Raw genomic sequence first — 14,959 nt, 5'->3', positions numbered from 1 at the left:
GCGCGCGATCAGGGGTCAGGGTCTGCGAACGGTCGGGCAGGAATGTGCCAGCGAAAGCCTAATCACCGACCGTGTGTTTCCCGTTGGCGGGTGCCGGGTGGGCAGGGATCAGCGCATCATCGCAGTCCGTAGCGAGGCAGGGCTCGAAAGTGGCATGTGCGATGCCGAAATCCTTTTCCAGCATCGCCCGCGCGCGTCGCTTGACTCCCTCGAATGCTGTTTGGGAGTAATCAACAAGAGTGAGATGGGCTTCGAGCGCCCGGTGATGTTCTCCCAGATTCCAGACATGGACGTGGTGAATATCCTGCACGCCGCCAAGCGCGCGCAGGTTTTCAACCATCTGATCAAATTCCACCTCCTCCGGCACTGCTCCCATCAGCAGACGAACGGTACGCGGTAGGAGTGTCGCGCCCTGCCAGATGACATAGGCCGCGATGATGAGAGTGATGATGAGATCGGCGACGACGAGATCGTATAGAATGATCAGCACTCCGGCGACGATCACACCGATCGAGGCCAGCGCGTCCGAAACATTATGCAGGAAGGCAGCCTTCATGTTAATGCTGTCATGCGCGCCGCGATAGACAATGAATGCGGTGACGAGATCGATGACAAGTGCGATCCCGGCAACCCAGATCACGGTCCAGCCTTCGACCGGCTGCGGCGCGGCGAAACGGTTGATCGCCTCAACGATCAGATAGAATCCGATGATCAGCAAGGTCGTCAGATTGATGAGCGCGGCGACGACTTCTCCCTGGGCGTAGCCGAAGGTCATCAGCTTGTCCGCCGGCCGCCGGCCTATGCGCCGCGCAAACCATGCAAGACCAAGAGAGGCCGCATCGCTGAAGTTGTGCAATGCATCCGCGATAAGCGCCAATGACCCCGAAAGGATGCCGCCGATGATCTGGGCAAGGGTCAGGAGGACATTGATCGCGACCGCGAGGATCAGCTGACGATCGCTAAGGTTTTCCTCGCCGTGACTGTGGCCAGCATGATCGTGCGAGTGCGCCATCACTTCTCTCCGCTATTTACGATTTCGTTGCCGGCGGTATCCGGATGCTGAAGGATCGCATCGGAATTATCGATTGCTCCAATCGCGGCGTTAAATCCGACTGCAATCATTCCGAACATCGCAAGCCCGGAGATGAAGGCCGCGAGTGCTGCCAAATTCAAACCTCCCAGTCTGCCCGGGATTTGCAGCAAAAAATGAACCGACCAGATAAGAAAGTATCCTGCGAGTAGAATTGCCAACCGCGCGTCGGCTGTTTCGCTCATGCCGTGGAGAAGCCAAAACCCGGCTACCGCTGCGGCAACAAAGGCGAGTGACAGAAAAACATGGATCGCCAGACGATCCATGCGTTTGATCGCGCTGTCGCGAAATCCGGCTGTTGTCTTTCGCCCCACCAGGAAAAAGGTGATTCCAACCCCTAGTGTTGCTGCGAAACCGGCGAAGACAGACACGGCTGCTGCTGCACCCAGAGCGATGCCACCAAACCCCAGCGCAATACCGCCTTGAAGCGCAATGGTCATCTTCGGCCCGCGTCTTCCCACGGCGTCGGACAGGGTTCCAACTGCGTCGCGATGCGAAGCCCAGCCTCCGATCAGCACCGCCAGAAGATAGAGAGTCCCGCCAGCGGGGAGCAGGGCTGCGTCTATGAAGTCACCCCTTGCTTGTCCAACTGCAGGACCGGTCAAAACAAGCGCAAGTGCGGCAAGGGCGCCAGAGTGGACGGCCGCCGCGAACCCATTTTCGTTCGGGGTCGGCCCGTGCTTTTCTTCCCAGACAACGCCAGCACCCAGGCCGAGGCTTGCCAGCATCGCCAAGGTCAGGATCGCCGACAAATCCTCAGTTGCAAATATCTCGTGGACGAGGCTCATTCCCGTGTTTCGCCATGAACCGTTCCCGCCTCGTCGTGCTTGTCACTGTGCGCGTCGCGCAGGATATCGATCCCGCCGTAAAGAGCTATGCCAGCCACAGCGACGCCGACCACAAGGTCCGGCCAGTTCGCGCCTGTGATCATAACGATGACGCCAGCGATGATAATTCCGCCGTTCGAAATGAAGTCATTGAAGCTGAATGTGGTGGCGGCCCGCATGTTTACGTCCTTGTCCTGCATCTTTTGCAGCAAGCGGAGGCAATAGAGGTTCACTATGCCCGCGACGGCAGCCATCGCGATCATCAGGATGCCACCCGGTTCAGAACCTTCAACAAACCGCCTGACGGCATCAGCAATCACTCCGCCGGCAAAGATCAAAAGCATGACGCCAGAAAAGCGCGCTGCGCCTCGCTTCCAGGAGCGCGGTCGACTCAGCGCAAGGAGACTGAGAGCGTAGACAAGCGCGTCCGACGAATTGTCGAGTCCGTTGGCCAGCAGCGCATTCGAGTCGCCAAAGTAGCCCATGACGAAGAACCCGACCGCAATCGCGACGTTAAGCCATAAAACGATCCATAATGTGCGGCGCTTGTCAGACGTATCCAGATTGAAGTTATCATCGCCGCTCATGCTTGCGTCTCCATTATCGCCTTTGCACCGCTCTTCTCTTTATACGCCAGAAGCCGGAGCGCGTTGGCGACCACGATCAATGTCGAACCTTCATGAACCGCGACAGCGGGGCCAATCCCGAGACCGAAAATGGTTGCCGGGATGAGAACGGCGACAATTCCGAGACTGACGATCATGTTCTGCCGGATGATCGAGCGGGTCTGCCGGCTCAGATCGACGGCGAAAGGCAGTCGGGCGAGATCATCGGCCATCAGCGCGACATCGGCTGTCTCCAGCGCGACATCCGAGCCTGCGGCACCCATTGCTATCCCGACGGTGGCATTCGCCATGGCAGGAGCATCGTTGACCCCGTCTCCGACCATCGCAACCTTGTCCTGACCGGCAAGCTTGCGGATGGCCTTGACCTTGTCGTCGGGCATGAGATTGCCCCAGGCCTCGTCGAGGCCGACTTCCTTTCCAACCGCATCGGCCACTCTTTGATCGTCGCCCGAGATCATGATCATTCGGGTGATCCCGAGGCCGCGTAGCGCTTCGAGCGTCGCCTTTGCTGCCGCCCGCGGCGTGTCGAGCAAACCGATCGCTCCAAGATCGCGCGTTTCCGAGCGAACGCCCATCGTCGTTCGCCCGCGCTCGCGCATGGACTCTATAGCATCCGACAGTTCTGCACTGAGCGCAGGGACCCCGTCTTGCCCGAACATTTCGAGCTTTCCGATCCACACCCGCTCACCGTCGACAAGCGCGGTGATGCCCTTGCCTGTGAAGCTTTCGAGATTGGCTGCTTCGGGCAGAGTCTCATCGCCAAGCCGCTGCTTGCCGTCCCTTACAATCGCCTGTGCCAGGGGATGATCGCTCAGATTTTCAGCCGCCGAGGCAATCGCAAGCAGTTCGTTTTCAGATACGCCCTGCGCGGGTTGGACATCGGTAATGCGGGGTTCGCCTTCGGTAAGAGTACCGGTCTTGTCGAACGCGATGGCCTTGAGCGCACCGAGATCTTCGAGCGGCGCGCCGCCCTTTACCAGAATGCCGCTGCGCGCTGCTCTGGCCACTCCGGACAAGACCGCGCTCGGGGTCGCGATCGCCAAAGCGCAGGGGCTCGCAGCCACAAGCACCGCCATCGCCCGGTAGAAACTGTCGCGGAAGGGTTCGTCGATGACGACCCATGCGAAAAGGAGCAGGCCGGCCAGAGCGAGCACGGCAGGCACGAAAATTCGCTCGAAGCGCTGCGTGAAGCGCTGGGTCGGAGATTGCTGAGCCTCGGCTTCGCTCACCATTTGGACGACCTTGGCTAGGGTCGTATCGCTCGATCGCCGGGTCACTTCCACTTCGAGCGCGCCCGATCCGTTGATCGTCCCTGCAAAGACGCGATTGTCATCCGCAAGATTGTCAGGATTTGCGCGCGCAGAAGCTACATTCGAAACCGCGCTCTTGTCGACCGGCACGCTTTCGCCGGTCACCGGAGCCTGATTGATGGCACTGATCCCGTCCAGGATGAAACCATCGGCCGGAAGGCGTTCGTTCGGACGCACGATGACCACGTCGCCAATCGCAAGCTCCTCGACCGGAACCTCGACGACGTCATCTCCACGTTTTACCCGTGCGGTTTCCGGCGCGAGTTCCGCGAGCGCTTCGATCGCCCTTTTGGCGCGCCCCATCGCGTAGTGTTCGAGCGCGTGGCCGAAACTGAACAGGAACAGCAGAAGCGCGCCTTCAGCCCATTCCCCGAGAAAGGCGGCGCCCGCAGCGGCGACAAGCATGAGGCTATCGATTTCGAACCGGCGGAGGCGCAAATTGTCCCACGCCTCTCGGACGGTAAAGAATCCGCCAAAGAAATACGCTGCGATATAGCACGCGAGTGGCAGCCATCCGGGATGCCCAGACCATAGTTTCTCGATCCCGAATCCGGTCGCGAGAAATGCGCCCGAGGCGAGCGAGAAATAGAGTTCGGTGTTCGCGCCGAAGATGCCGCCATGACTGTGTCCGGCATAATCTTCATCATCGTGACCATGGTCTTTGGAAGAGTGCTCGGCGTTCCTGACGACATCGCCCGCCAAAACCGACACGCCGAGGTTCTTGAGCTCGCCAGCAATCGTAGGCTCATCGGTTAGCTGACGGTCGTATTCGGCGATGAACCTCCCGCTCGCATCAGCATTTGCTTCGAGGATACCAGGTTTGCTGGCCAGCAGGTCCGCGACCGTTTCGGCACGGCGGGTGGAATTGATGCCATCGGCTTGCCAGACAACGTGTCCGTAGCGTTCGGAGATTTCCGCTCCGGCCACATGGGCCAACTCCTTGATGCGGGCGACCGTCAGGCGATCGGCATCGTATGATATCGCTAGCCGCGCGGATGCTTCCTTCGTGCCGGGCAATATCGCGACCTCGTGCACGCCGATCCGCGAGCTGAGCAAAGACTGCAAGCGGATGATGCAATGATCGGTTTCGCTCGGGAGGTCGGGGAGGAGCGGTAAGACTTCGAGTTCGATGGTTCGTGTCATTGCCTATTGCTTCCCGTGGAAAATTGACCGCTCCCGGTGCCGCAGACCCGTAAGCTTGCAGGTTCGCGAAACCCGAATAGGAACTAGCGAAGTCCGCATATTGCGTAGCGAAAGCGTCAATGAGCGTCCTGACCTGCCGGCACTTTCAGCGAATTTGCTGGACAGCGGTGAAACGTGCGCGTGACACCGCGATAATTGCGGGCTGTCAGTTTTTCGGCGGTGCGCTCTTCGATGGTAAGATGACGAACCCGCATCGGCCGTTCATGACCTTCGAATGGCATGTGCGCGTGGGTGTAAGCGATGGCATCGCCCTCGTCTCGCCAAATTCCCACGGCGGCGGGGGCACCGTCCGGAAGCTGTACTTCGGCACAATAGCCATCTGCGAAAAACACCCAGGCCGGTCCGCTATCACAAGACCGCGTTTCACCAAGGCTCCAGACACCGGCGATCGGAACAGGCGTGCTCTGATCCTGCGCCGATGCTGGAACACTTGAAAGTATCAGGGCGCCGGCAAGGGTCACTCTGAGCTGGCTAGTAATCATTGATGCTCTCCATTCACGTAACCTCTTGCAGCTCTTGCCGTTCCTCGGGAGTGACGTTGCGGCGCAGGCGGTCCCACCAGCGTTGACGCCACGTCCGGTCATCCTTTCTGGTGGCGAAGACGAGTTTCAGGATCGCGGGAAGGACGAACAAGGTGAGCGCAGTGGCGGTGATCAGACCGCCAATGACCACCGTTGCCAGAGGCCGTTGAACCTCCGCTCCGGTGCCGGTCGCGATCGCCATGGGGACAAACCCGAGCGACGCGACCAGAGCCGTCATCAATACTGGACGCAAGCGCGCCAGCCCGCCTTCCACGATGGCCTCATCGAGCGCCATTCCCTTGTCCAGACGCTGGCGTATTGCAGTCACCATCACGAGACCGTTGAGGGTCGCCACGCCCGAGAGGGCGATGAACCCGACTGCCGCCGAAACCGAAAACGGCATTCCGCGCAGAGCCAGCGAGAAGATGCCGCCAGCGAGGGCGAGCGGGATCGCGCTGAAAACAGCCAGAGCGGGAACCCAGCCTCCGACTGCCATATAGAGCAACAGGAGAATAACCGCGAAAGCGATCGGGATAACGATCTGCAACCGTTCCTGCGCAGCCTGAAGGTTTTGGTACTGGCCGCCCCACTCGATAAAGGCTGCAGCGGGCAGTTCAACCTGCGCCTCGACATTCGCCCTCGCTTCCTCAACGAAGGAGCCAAGATCGCGCTCGCGCACATTGGAAGAAACGATCACCAGCCTGCGTCCCTGTTCACGGCGGACTTCGGCAAGGCCATCCACAACCCGGAATTCGGCGACCGAGCGCAACGGTATGGTCGCTCCGTTCGGAAGCAGCACCGGCAATGCACCAAGCTGATCGAAATCATCGCGTGTCGCATCCGAAAGCCGAACGACGACCTCGAACCTTCGATCGCCTTCAAAGACCAGCCCGGCAGGCCGCCCGCCCAAAGCAATTGCGACGGATTGAGCGACGTCTTCGACCTTCAGCCCATATCGAGCGATCGTTGGACGATCGAAGGCAATATCAAGCGTTGGGAAACCGGTGACCTGCTGGACTTTAACATCCGCAGCTCCCTCGACCTCGCGCAAAATCCCGGCGACCTCGTTCGCTGCCGAGGTCATGGCGGTCAGGTCGTCGCCGTAGATCTTGACCGCGACATCGCCGCGCACGCCAGCGATCAGTTCGTTGAAGCGAAGTTCGATTGGTTGGCTGAACTCATAGAGATTGCCAACCAGGCCTCCCAGAGCACTCTCCATTTCTGCCACCAGATCATCTTTCGAAAGATCCGGGTCAGGCCATTCATCGCGCGGCTTCAGGATCACATACGCATCGGAGGCGTTGGGCGGCATCGGGTCGCTGGCCACTTCCGCAGTACCGGTACGTGAGAATACAAGCTGCACTTGCGGAAATTCCTCCAATCGATCTTCTACTCGCCGCTGCATCGCCAGAGACCGCTCGAGAGATGTGGAAGGGATTCGCAATGATTGCACCGCGATATCGCGCTCGTCGAGCTGCGGTGTAAACTCGCTGCCAAGGAAACTGAACACCAGAGCAGCAACGGCAAAAATGCCGGCACCGGCCCCGATCACCGGCCAAGGGCGGGCGATGGCTTTGCGGACAAGAGGCCCATAGCGTTCCTTGGCGATCCGGATCGGTTTGACTTCCTTCTCCGTCAGTTTTTTGTTCAGCAGGATCGCGATCATCGCCGGGACGAAAGTCAGCGAGAGTACGAATGCCGACGCGAGCGCCAGCATGACCGTGATGGCCATCGGCGAGAACGTCTTGCCCTCGACTCCGGTGAAGGTCAGCAACGGTGCGAACACCAGAAGGATAATCGCCTGACCATAGACAGTCGGCTTGATCATCTCCTGCGCGGCAAGCCGCGTTTCCGTCAGCCGTTCGCCAAGTGTCAGGAGCCGGCCCTCATGCTCCTGTCTGGCCGCAAGACGTGCCACACTATTCTCGACGATAATCACGGCCCCATCGACGATCAGACCGAAGTCAAGCGCGCCCAGACTCATCAGATTGCCTGACACTCCGAGCCGGTTCATGCCGATCGATGCCATCAGCATCGAAAAAGGGATAACCAGAGCGGCGATAATTGCGGCCCGTATGTTGCCGAGCAAAAGGAACAGGATGGCTATGACCAGCAGCGCACCCTCGACGAGATTCTTCTCGACGGTCGCGATCGTTGCATCGACGAGAGACGAACGATTGTAGACGATTTCGGCTACCACACCTTGCGGCAGGGAGGCGCGGACTTCGTCAAGCCTCTCAGCGGCCTGGGCTGAAACAGTGCGGCTGTTTTCTCCTGCCCGCATGAGGACGGTACCAACCACAGCCTCGTCGCCATTCAGCGATGCAGCCCCGGTTCTGAGATCACCGCCAATGCTGACCGTTGCGACATCTCCCACGCGAATGGGAACGCCTCCACGTGTAGATATGACTGCTTGCTCGATGTCCTGGACACTGCCGAGCCGTGCATCGACACGAGCCAGCAGGGCTTCTCCTGATCGCTCGACGAAATTCGCGCCTTCGGCAAGGTTGGCGGCTTCCAGCGCATCGATCACCTCATCGAATGAAAGCCCGTAGCCTGTCATGCGAGCAGGATCGGGCTGTACGAGATATTGCTTTCGGAAACCCCCGATGGAATCGACACCGGCGACGCCATCGACCGACCGCATGAGCGGAGCGACCACCCAGTCCTGAATGGTACGCAGATAAGCAGCCTTGGCGACATCGCTATCCAGCCTGTCACCGCGTTCGGTAACGAAGCTTCCGTCGGACTGCCAACCGACCGCATTGCCCTTCGGTGCTTCCTTGCCCCCCGGATGCTCGAACTCGATCGTATACATGAGTACTTCGCCCAGACCGGTCGAGATAGGTCCCATTACCGGTTCTGCTCCTTCGGGCAGCGAAGCGGTGATCGGCGTCAGGCGCTCATTGACCTGCTGCCGCGCGAAATAGATGTCAGTACCTTCTTCGAAGATTGCAGTAACCTGGCTGAACCCGTTGCGCGAAATCGAACGGGTCATTTCCAGACCATCGATCCCGGCGAGACCGGTTTCCACCGGATAGGTTACCTGCGTTTCGACCTGGGAGGGGGAAAGGGCGGGCGCTTCGGTATTGATCTGCACCTGAACGTTCGTAATGTCGGGTACGGCGTCAATGGGAAGCCGAAGAAGGTTCATCACGCCATAGATGGCGACACCGATCGTCAACACGACCATGGCCCAGCGAAAACGCACGGCCATGTCGAGGATCATGCCGATCAGGCCGTGGCGGTGCGAGTGCTCCGTTTCCTGCATGCGATCAGTGTCCATGTTCGGCTTCCTCTTTTTCGAGTTCGGCTTTGAGCAGGAAGGCATTCTCGGTTGCGATCCGCCAGTTCGCTTCGAGACCGGATTCGATCACCACGCGGCCTGCGGAACGTGCGCCGGTCACCACCGGACGGGTCTGGAAGCCGCGGCGCGTGCGCACGAAAACCACTTCCTGGCCGTCGAGTGACTGCACCGCGCTTTCGGGCACCGACATGCGGCCCATATCGACCTCGCCCGAAGGCCGGATGCGCGCTTGCAGGAAGGCACCTGGTTGAAGACCGGGGATGGACCGCGTGAGCGAAAGGACTGCCGTCGCGCTGCGGCTCTCAGGATCGAGCGATGGCGTGACGGAGCGGACCCGCGCTCCGATCTCGCGGTTTTCTGCAAGTTCCAGCGTGGCTTCATCGCCTGGCTGAATACGGCTCGCTTCTGCAGAGGGGAGCGCGACTTCGATCTGCATCGCATTAGGATTCACGATTTGGTAGAGTTCCTCTCCCGCATCGACAAACGAACCAAGGACAATAGGCGCCGCCGTTACCCGTCCTGCAAGAGGGCTGGTAACCGCCAAAGACCGACCGTCGCCACTCACGCCCGCTGCCGCAACCGCTGCCTGCGCGCGGGACAGTTCTGACTGGGCGACCTGGAGATTGGCGCGCACCGCTTCGAGATCCTGCCGCGCCGTAACATTGGCTTCGAAAAGCCGGCGTTCGCGCTCATAGGCGGCTGACAATTCGTTGACGCGCGCGCGCGCCGCGCTCAATTGCGATGCCAAAGCTGCCGCTTCCGCACTTTCGATACGCGCAATGGTTTCACCCTGCCGGACGTAATCACCCAGCGTTTTTTGAACGCTCCGCACCACGCCCGCCGCTCGCGCATCGATCCGCGCGCTGCCTGTGGGGCTAGCGGCGATTGTGGCTGGGAACACTAGCTCTACCGCCGAGCCCTCACCAACGGTCTCGACCATGATTTCGGAGCTTCGAATCTGCTCTTCGCCGAGTAGGACCAGTCCTTCCGGGAGATCGCTTTCTTCGCTCTCCTCTTCGCTGTGCGGTTCTGCGCCGTTGTCCGGCCACAGCATTACAGCAGCCGCAAAAACAAGAATGATCAGGCCGATCAGTACGGCCAAACGCTTACGGTTCATGGGTATTTTCCTCATTGGGCGCCAAGCCAGATCAACTGCGCCGCCAGGCGACCGCGATCTTCCTGGGCTTGGATCAAGGCTTCTCGGATTGCATCGCGGGCTTCGGCCGCAGCCAGAACCTCGATCAGCGGGAACCTGCCGTTGCGATACCCAATCCGGACGAGGCGCAAGGCTTCTTCCGCTTGAGGCAGGGAGGTTTGGGACAGAGTCTCTACACGAGCCTCGGCGGCGAGAAAGCGGCCGCGCGCCTGGGTTACTTCGAGTTCGAAATCCGCGCGGGCGACAGCCTCGCGTGCGGAGGCCGCGCGGAAGCGGGCCTCGGCAGCGGCGATGTTACCCTGATTGCGATTGCGGAAAGGAAGGGGAATCGAGACGCCCACTAGGAAGGCCTGATCCCTGCTTTCCTCGAACCGCCTGACACCGGCGGAGATGGCCGGATCGGGAACACCCAAAGAGCGCTCCCTGTCGATCGCAGCGTCCGCCGCCTCGCGTTCGGCACGCGCGACTTGGAGACGCAAAGCAGAAGGCGATGCAAGAAGCATCGCAGGAGGTTCGATCCCGGGAAACGCCGATGGCACGTCCGGGGGAGGGGACGTTTCACCCCAGAGCGCCACCAACGCGCTCCGCGCCGCTATCTCTGAAGCTCGCGCGGCTTCAAACTCCGCCTCGGCTTCAGCAAGGGCCGCTTCTGCACGAAGCGAGCGCAGCGGCGGCTCGCGGCCAACTTCGACAAGCAGGCCAGCTATACGCGCGAGTTCGCGATTGCGTTCGACTACGTCGCGGGCAAGTTCCAGTCGCGCAGCTGAAGCGACCGCCTCGATGTAGCGTTCGCGCACCATGCGACTCAGCTCAGCGACCGACAATTCTCCAGAAAGCATTGCCACGCGCGCCTCGGCCTCGGCCGAGCGAATGCGTGCGCCCCGCTTGCCGCCTAGCTCGAGGCGCTGACTCAAAGACAGCGTATATTCGGTTGCTTGCAGCCCTGAAAAGGCACCGCTTCCTGCGATGTTCTCCGCTTCAAAGGCAAGCTCAGGATTTGGCCGAAGCCGTGCCTGATCGATAAGCGCGCGTGCCGCGTCCGTTTCGGCCTGCGGCCCGATCAAACGCGGATTGTCTGATTGCACCTGCGCGCTTTCGTCCACACCCGCACGCGCGAGAGCTTCGTCGAGCGTCAACACCGCGCGTTCTTGTGCACGCACCGCACCGGGCAGTACTGCGAGGCTCAGCCCTGCAAAAAGGGCGCCTCGCCAAATAATGGCAAACATGAATTGATTTTTCCTCTACTGACATGCCGAATGCGCGCCGACATTGCGGCGGCAATACTGGACGTCAGATTCGAGGAGGGGGCGTCAAAATCGCTTGCTGGACTGCAGTCAGGCCGACGGGTTCGAAGAAATGCTGTGCACCGGATGAACGCTCACCGGCCCCGATATCCGCATTGCCTGCAAATTGGACTCCATGATGGCAATGGCCGTGGGCGCAGATGCCATGCTGCTCATTCGGGCTGTCCGGCAAGTCTTGACCAGTCTCGCTACTTGCAGCTTCGACACTTGTAAGTTCGCCAATTTCAGGCCCGCATACCGCCGCGTCCACGCTTACGCTGAACACCAGGCCGAAGAGAATCAGCATGGCGAAAAACGGCTTCAAGGCAAGAAGGGGCATACGGAGGGTCATGACACTTTGGCCCCGCTAGCAGGACCAATCACATGGCACAAGTCGATATTCTCTTCGAATTCCGAAGCCGTCGCGCAGCTCAATGCATAAGAACGAACAAATGCGCTATTCATGTACCGACCTGGGTCGACACAAACGCCGTAATAGAAAGATATAATATCACACTGCATCGCGTGACCGGTCATTGTTTGATGCTCGGGTGTGATTAATCCAGAAACCAAGTAAAAGTACGGATGCCATTGCAAGTTGAGCGCCAATCACTTGGAACGTCGGATAAACTCCAAGCATACTTAGTCGCGGACCGCCGGCTATCGGCGCAATTCCGATCACACCCGCTTCCTGCAAGCCCGCGATCCCTTTGCCAATCAGGACAATCGCAAGCAGGGCGATGAGCACCGAACTGTAGGCAAAGAACTTTCCGATCGGCAGCGTCCGGCTGTAGCGCAGCAGCAGCCAGGCGATGACGACAAGGAGCAAACCGGCCGTGGCAGCGCCCGCCAGCAGATAGCCCGTACTTCCCTGAGCGGACAGCGCAGCGTAAAAGAGGATGGTTTCGAAGACCTCTCTATAGACGACAAGGAATACGATCCCGAACAGGAACCAGAGCGATCCGCGCGAAAGCGCCTTGCCAAGCTTGTCGCGGATATAGCGCTGCCAATTGTCTGCCTGTGATTTTCCGTGCATCCAGACGCCAACCGACAGAAGGACCAGCGCTGCAATCAGCGAACCGAATGCCTCGATCGATTCCCGGCCGGCACCGCTGATGTCGAGAAGATAGGTCGCCGCAAGCCAAGTAAGCGCGCCTGCCACCAGCGCACCGGTCCACCCGCCATGAACAAATCGCAATGCCCGATCCTGTCCCGCCTTCCTCACGAAAGCGATCATGGCGATCACGATCAGCAATGCCTCCAGACCCTCGCGGAGGAGGATCGCGAAAGATGCCACGAAGGTTGACCAGCCCGTCGCAGATTCCGGCGCAAGGACATTTTCAGCCTGTACGAGCAAACCCTCGATGGCCCGGATCCGTTCGCTTATCGCAGAGGTCGGCAGATCTGCGTCGATGGCTGCACGCAAGTCCATCATCCCGCTCTCGATACGCACCAGAAGATCCGGATTGCGTGTCGCCAATATCGGTTCGACGGGTTCGAACCCGTCCAAATATGCCGACAGTGCGAGCTCCTTGGCCCGGGAAATATTCCCGTTCGCGTGGGCGCGTTCAGCTTCTGCGAGCCGGGTACGTGTGATGCCAAGAGGCCCCGCTGCATCGGCGATCGCCGACGGGTTGGCCCGAAGATAGGCCATGAGCGCGTCCGCGCGCACTTGCCCGATCTCTCCTGCCAGTTCGTCCGGCGTGATCTTCGTGAGAGCGGCAAGATCGGGAAAGCGTTTGCGTAGTTCGGAATCTGACTTCCATAGACGCGCCCCTTCGTCGACCGCCTCAAAGGCGACGGATCCCGAATAGAAGGCCAGGGCCCAACGATCGTCGGAGGAGAGCTGCGAGAAACCGGGCATGGCGGTGCCATCGATCCCTTGGTCGATAACCTGATAGAGACCCATAATGCTGCGCTGACGCGCGCGATCGACGTCGGTAAATGCGATCGGCGGTGGATCAAGGCCCGCAGACGCCGGCCCGCGACCGTTTCCTGACACCCCGTGGCAACTGGCACAAGTCTCCTGGTACAGCAGTCTTCCGCGCTCAAGATCGGGCGCCCTCGAAGGCGAGAGCGTGATCGGATAGATGGCTAGGAGATCCGCAGCGAGCTTTCTGGCTGCCGTGGCAACTTGATCAACGGGGGCCATCGAGAGGATATCGGCTTCAAGTTGCTTCGCGTTTGCCTCTAGCCGAACGCGACCGGGGCGTTCAGGCAATTCCGCAATACCCGATCGTACCGTACCGGCGAATTCGACCATTTCCTCATATTCGACTTCGTTGACGACTTCGCCGTCCTCGACGGCAGCTGCATAATCTACCGCCATGTAATCGAGCAGGCGCCAGATCGTGTTGGGTTCTGCCGCCAACGCTTGCGCGCTGCCGAACGACAACAGAAGGGCCAGGCAAATGCCGGACAGGCGCGCCAAATATTTCATCATGCAATCTGCTGCGTTTTCATATCGCTGCGCGCATGGCGGATAATTTCGAGAGCCGAATGGAGGAACAAAAACGCAATCGCAGCGGCCACGATGATATCAGGCCATGCGCTTCCCAACCAATAAACCAAACCGGCTGCGACGATGACCGCGACATTGGCCAGGGCATCGTTGCGTGAAAATAGCCATATCGCGCGCGCTTGAGCATCGCCTCCTTTGCGAAAGCGAGCGAGCACAAAAACGGCGGCAAGGTTGATAAGCAGGGCGACAAAACCCACCCAGCCCATGATGCCGGCTTCCGGCTGCACCATATCGAACATGCGCCAGATCGCCGCGCCGATCACACTCACACCAAGCGCCGCCAGAAACAAACCTTGCGCGAGCGCCACCCGAGCACGCGTCGATGCCGTCCATCCGAGCGCAAGCAGTCCGATGAAGGTGATCGAGCCATCGCCAAGGAAATCCAGCGCGTCGGCTTTGAGCGCCTGGCTCGCGGCTAAAAACCCGGCGGCCAGCTCGATCATGCCGAAACCGACATTGAGGATAATCACGATCCAAAGCGCGCGGCGGTATTGCGGATCGTCAACCGCCCTCTCGGGGTCGCCGGTGCAACCACAGTCTTCCGAATCATCTAAACTCATGATTTTTGAGCTTTACAATCTCCAGTTACTGGAGGATCAAGGACTTTCTGCGCACCTTTCGCAGAAAGTCTGACGGCCGATGTGCGATTGCGTCGCGGAGACACACACCCTGCGATGGCCATCATCGAGGATTAAAGAATGCAGATAGGAAAAATTGCCCGCGCGACCGGGACCAAAGTCAACACCGTTCGCTATTATGAAGAGATCGGTCTTCTGAAGCCCGCTCCGCGCTCCCAGTCGGGACGAAGGATTTACGCAGACGCCGATGTCGAACGGCTCGCATTCATCCGGCGGGCTCGGGGTTTGGGCTTTTCGGTGTCCGAAGTTCGCTCGCTGCTCGAAGTGTCGGACGCACCAAACCGGGATTGCAAGGACGCTGCGACTTTGGCACGAAATCATTTGCGCCGGGTGGAAGAGCAGATCGAACAGCTGCAGGCGATGAGACAGGAACTGATCGGCCTGGCACGGGCCTGCGATGGGGGCACTGCCACCGACTGCGGCATCATCGGCGGGCTTGCTAGAAAATCCGCCTGAAGATTGCCTTGGCAAAAGCGC

At 59.8% G+C, this 14,959-nt stretch carries 12 protein-coding genes; 1 reads left to right on the top strand and 11 read right to left on the bottom strand.

Annotated elements, in window-relative coordinates; genetic code table 11:
* Positions 1–58: 58 nt before the first annotated feature.
* The 11 genes from KIH45_RS15385 to KIH45_RS15335 all read right to left on the bottom strand — a co-directional run bounded on the left by KIH45_RS15385 (position 59) and on the right by KIH45_RS15335 (position 14,404).
* Positions 59–1,012, bottom strand: coding sequence for a cation diffusion facilitator family transporter (locus tag KIH45_RS15385; RefSeq protein ID WP_213176910.1), 954 nt, complete (start codon positions 1,010–1,012; stop codon positions 59–61).
* Entirely contained in the window at positions 1,012–1,878 is an 867-nt protein-coding gene (locus KIH45_RS15380; RefSeq protein ID WP_213176909.1) for a hypothetical protein, read from the bottom strand. The genes KIH45_RS15385 and KIH45_RS15380 overlap by 1 nt, the downstream gene beginning before the upstream one ends.
* Positions 1,875–2,504, bottom strand: coding sequence for a cation efflux transmembrane domain-containing protein (locus KIH45_RS15375; protein ID WP_213176908.1), 630 nt, complete (start codon positions 2,502–2,504; stop codon positions 1,875–1,877). Before KIH45_RS15375 ends, KIH45_RS15380 begins: the two co-directional genes overlap by 4 nt.
* Positions 2,501–4,996 carry a heavy metal translocating P-type ATPase gene (locus KIH45_RS15370; protein ID WP_213176907.1) on the bottom strand — a complete coding sequence of 832 codons (2,496 nt, stop codon included), beginning with the start codon at positions 4,994–4,996 and terminating at the stop codon, positions 2,501–2,503. Before KIH45_RS15370 ends, KIH45_RS15375 begins: the two co-directional genes overlap by 4 nt.
* Positions 4,997–5,112: 116 nt before the next feature.
* The gene (locus KIH45_RS19185; RefSeq protein WP_225899970.1) at positions 5,113–5,538 is read right to left on the bottom strand and encodes a hypothetical protein; all 426 of its coding nucleotides are present in this window, start codon (positions 5,536–5,538) and stop codon (positions 5,113–5,115) included.
* Between the two features lie 13 nt (positions 5,539–5,551).
* Positions 5,552–8,815: an efflux RND transporter permease subunit gene (locus KIH45_RS15360; protein WP_137678839.1), complete on the bottom strand. Its 3,264-nt coding sequence runs from the start codon at positions 8,813–8,815 to the stop codon at positions 5,552–5,554.
* Between the two features lie 37 nt (positions 8,816–8,852).
* On the bottom strand, positions 8,853–10,001 hold the full coding sequence (locus KIH45_RS15355) for an efflux RND transporter periplasmic adaptor subunit (protein ID WP_213176906.1): 1,149 nt from the start codon (positions 9,999–10,001) through the stop codon (positions 8,853–8,855).
* An 11-nt stretch (positions 10,002–10,012) separates the two neighbouring features.
* The gene (locus KIH45_RS15350; RefSeq protein ID WP_010412683.1) at positions 10,013–11,266 is read right to left on the bottom strand and encodes a TolC family protein; all 1,254 of its coding nucleotides are present in this window, start codon (positions 11,264–11,266) and stop codon (positions 10,013–10,015) included.
* Between the two features lie 64 nt (positions 11,267–11,330).
* Positions 11,331–11,675: a hypothetical protein gene (locus tag KIH45_RS15345; protein WP_137678721.1), complete on the bottom strand. Its 345-nt coding sequence runs from the start codon at positions 11,673–11,675 to the stop codon at positions 11,331–11,333.
* 159 nt (positions 11,676–11,834) lie between these two features.
* On the bottom strand, positions 11,835–13,766 hold the full coding sequence (locus tag KIH45_RS15340) for a cytochrome c/FTR1 family iron permease (protein ID WP_094063313.1): 1,932 nt from the start codon (positions 13,764–13,766) through the stop codon (positions 11,835–11,837).
* Positions 13,763–14,404 carry a cation efflux transmembrane domain-containing protein gene (locus tag KIH45_RS15335; protein ID WP_011413839.1) on the bottom strand — a complete coding sequence of 214 codons (642 nt, stop codon included), beginning with the start codon at positions 14,402–14,404 and terminating at the stop codon, positions 13,763–13,765. Before KIH45_RS15335 ends, KIH45_RS15340 begins: the two co-directional genes overlap by 4 nt.
* 138 nt (positions 14,405–14,542) lie before the next feature.
* On the opposite strand from KIH45_RS15335, the gene KIH45_RS15330 reads away from it, so the two are divergent.
* Positions 14,543–14,938: a MerR family transcriptional regulator gene (locus KIH45_RS15330; RefSeq protein ID WP_010412699.1), complete on the top strand. Its 396-nt coding sequence runs from the start codon at positions 14,543–14,545 to the stop codon at positions 14,936–14,938.
* Positions 14,939–14,959 lie beyond the last annotated feature (21 nt).

Origin of the sequence: Croceicoccus gelatinilyticus, from assembly GCF_018398395.1 — a bacterium.
In the GTDB taxonomy this organism is placed as follows: domain Bacteria; phylum Pseudomonadota; class Alphaproteobacteria; order Sphingomonadales; family Sphingomonadaceae; genus Croceicoccus; species Croceicoccus gelatinilyticus.
This window is presented reverse-complemented; position numbering and strand designations above follow the sequence as displayed.

Coding starts and splice junctions, on each gene's coding strand:
- KIH45_RS15355 (WP_213176906.1), bottom strand. CDS start 10,001: ATGAACCGTAAGCGTTTGGCCGTACTGATCGGCCTGATCATTCTTGTT.
- KIH45_RS15330 (WP_010412699.1), top strand. CDS start 14,543: ATGCAGATAGGAAAAATTGCCCGCGCGACCGGGACCAAAGTCAACACC.
- KIH45_RS15350 (WP_010412683.1), bottom strand. CDS start 11,266: ATGTTTGCCATTATTTGGCGAGGCGCCCTTTTTGCAGGGCTGAGCCTC.
- KIH45_RS15375 (WP_213176908.1), bottom strand. CDS start 2,504: ATGAGCGGCGATGATAACTTCAATCTGGATACGTCTGACAAGCGCCGC.
- KIH45_RS15370 (WP_213176907.1), bottom strand. CDS start 4,996: ATGACACGAACCATCGAACTCGAAGTCTTACCGCTCCTCCCCGACCTC.
- KIH45_RS15340 (WP_094063313.1), bottom strand. CDS start 13,766: ATGATGAAATATTTGGCGCGCCTGTCCGGCATTTGCCTGGCCCTTCTG.
- KIH45_RS15345 (WP_137678721.1), bottom strand. CDS start 11,675: ATGACCCTCCGTATGCCCCTTCTTGCCTTGAAGCCGTTTTTCGCCATG.
- KIH45_RS15385 (WP_213176910.1), bottom strand. CDS start 1,012: ATGGCGCACTCGCACGATCATGCTGGCCACAGTCACGGCGAGGAAAAC.
- KIH45_RS15335 (WP_011413839.1), bottom strand. CDS start 14,404: ATGAGTTTAGATGATTCGGAAGACTGTGGTTGCACCGGCGACCCCGAG.
- KIH45_RS15380 (WP_213176909.1), bottom strand. CDS start 1,878: ATGAGCCTCGTCCACGAGATATTTGCAACTGAGGATTTGTCGGCGATC.
- KIH45_RS19185 (WP_225899970.1), bottom strand. CDS start 5,538: ATGATTACTAGCCAGCTCAGAGTGACCCTTGCCGGCGCCCTGATACTT.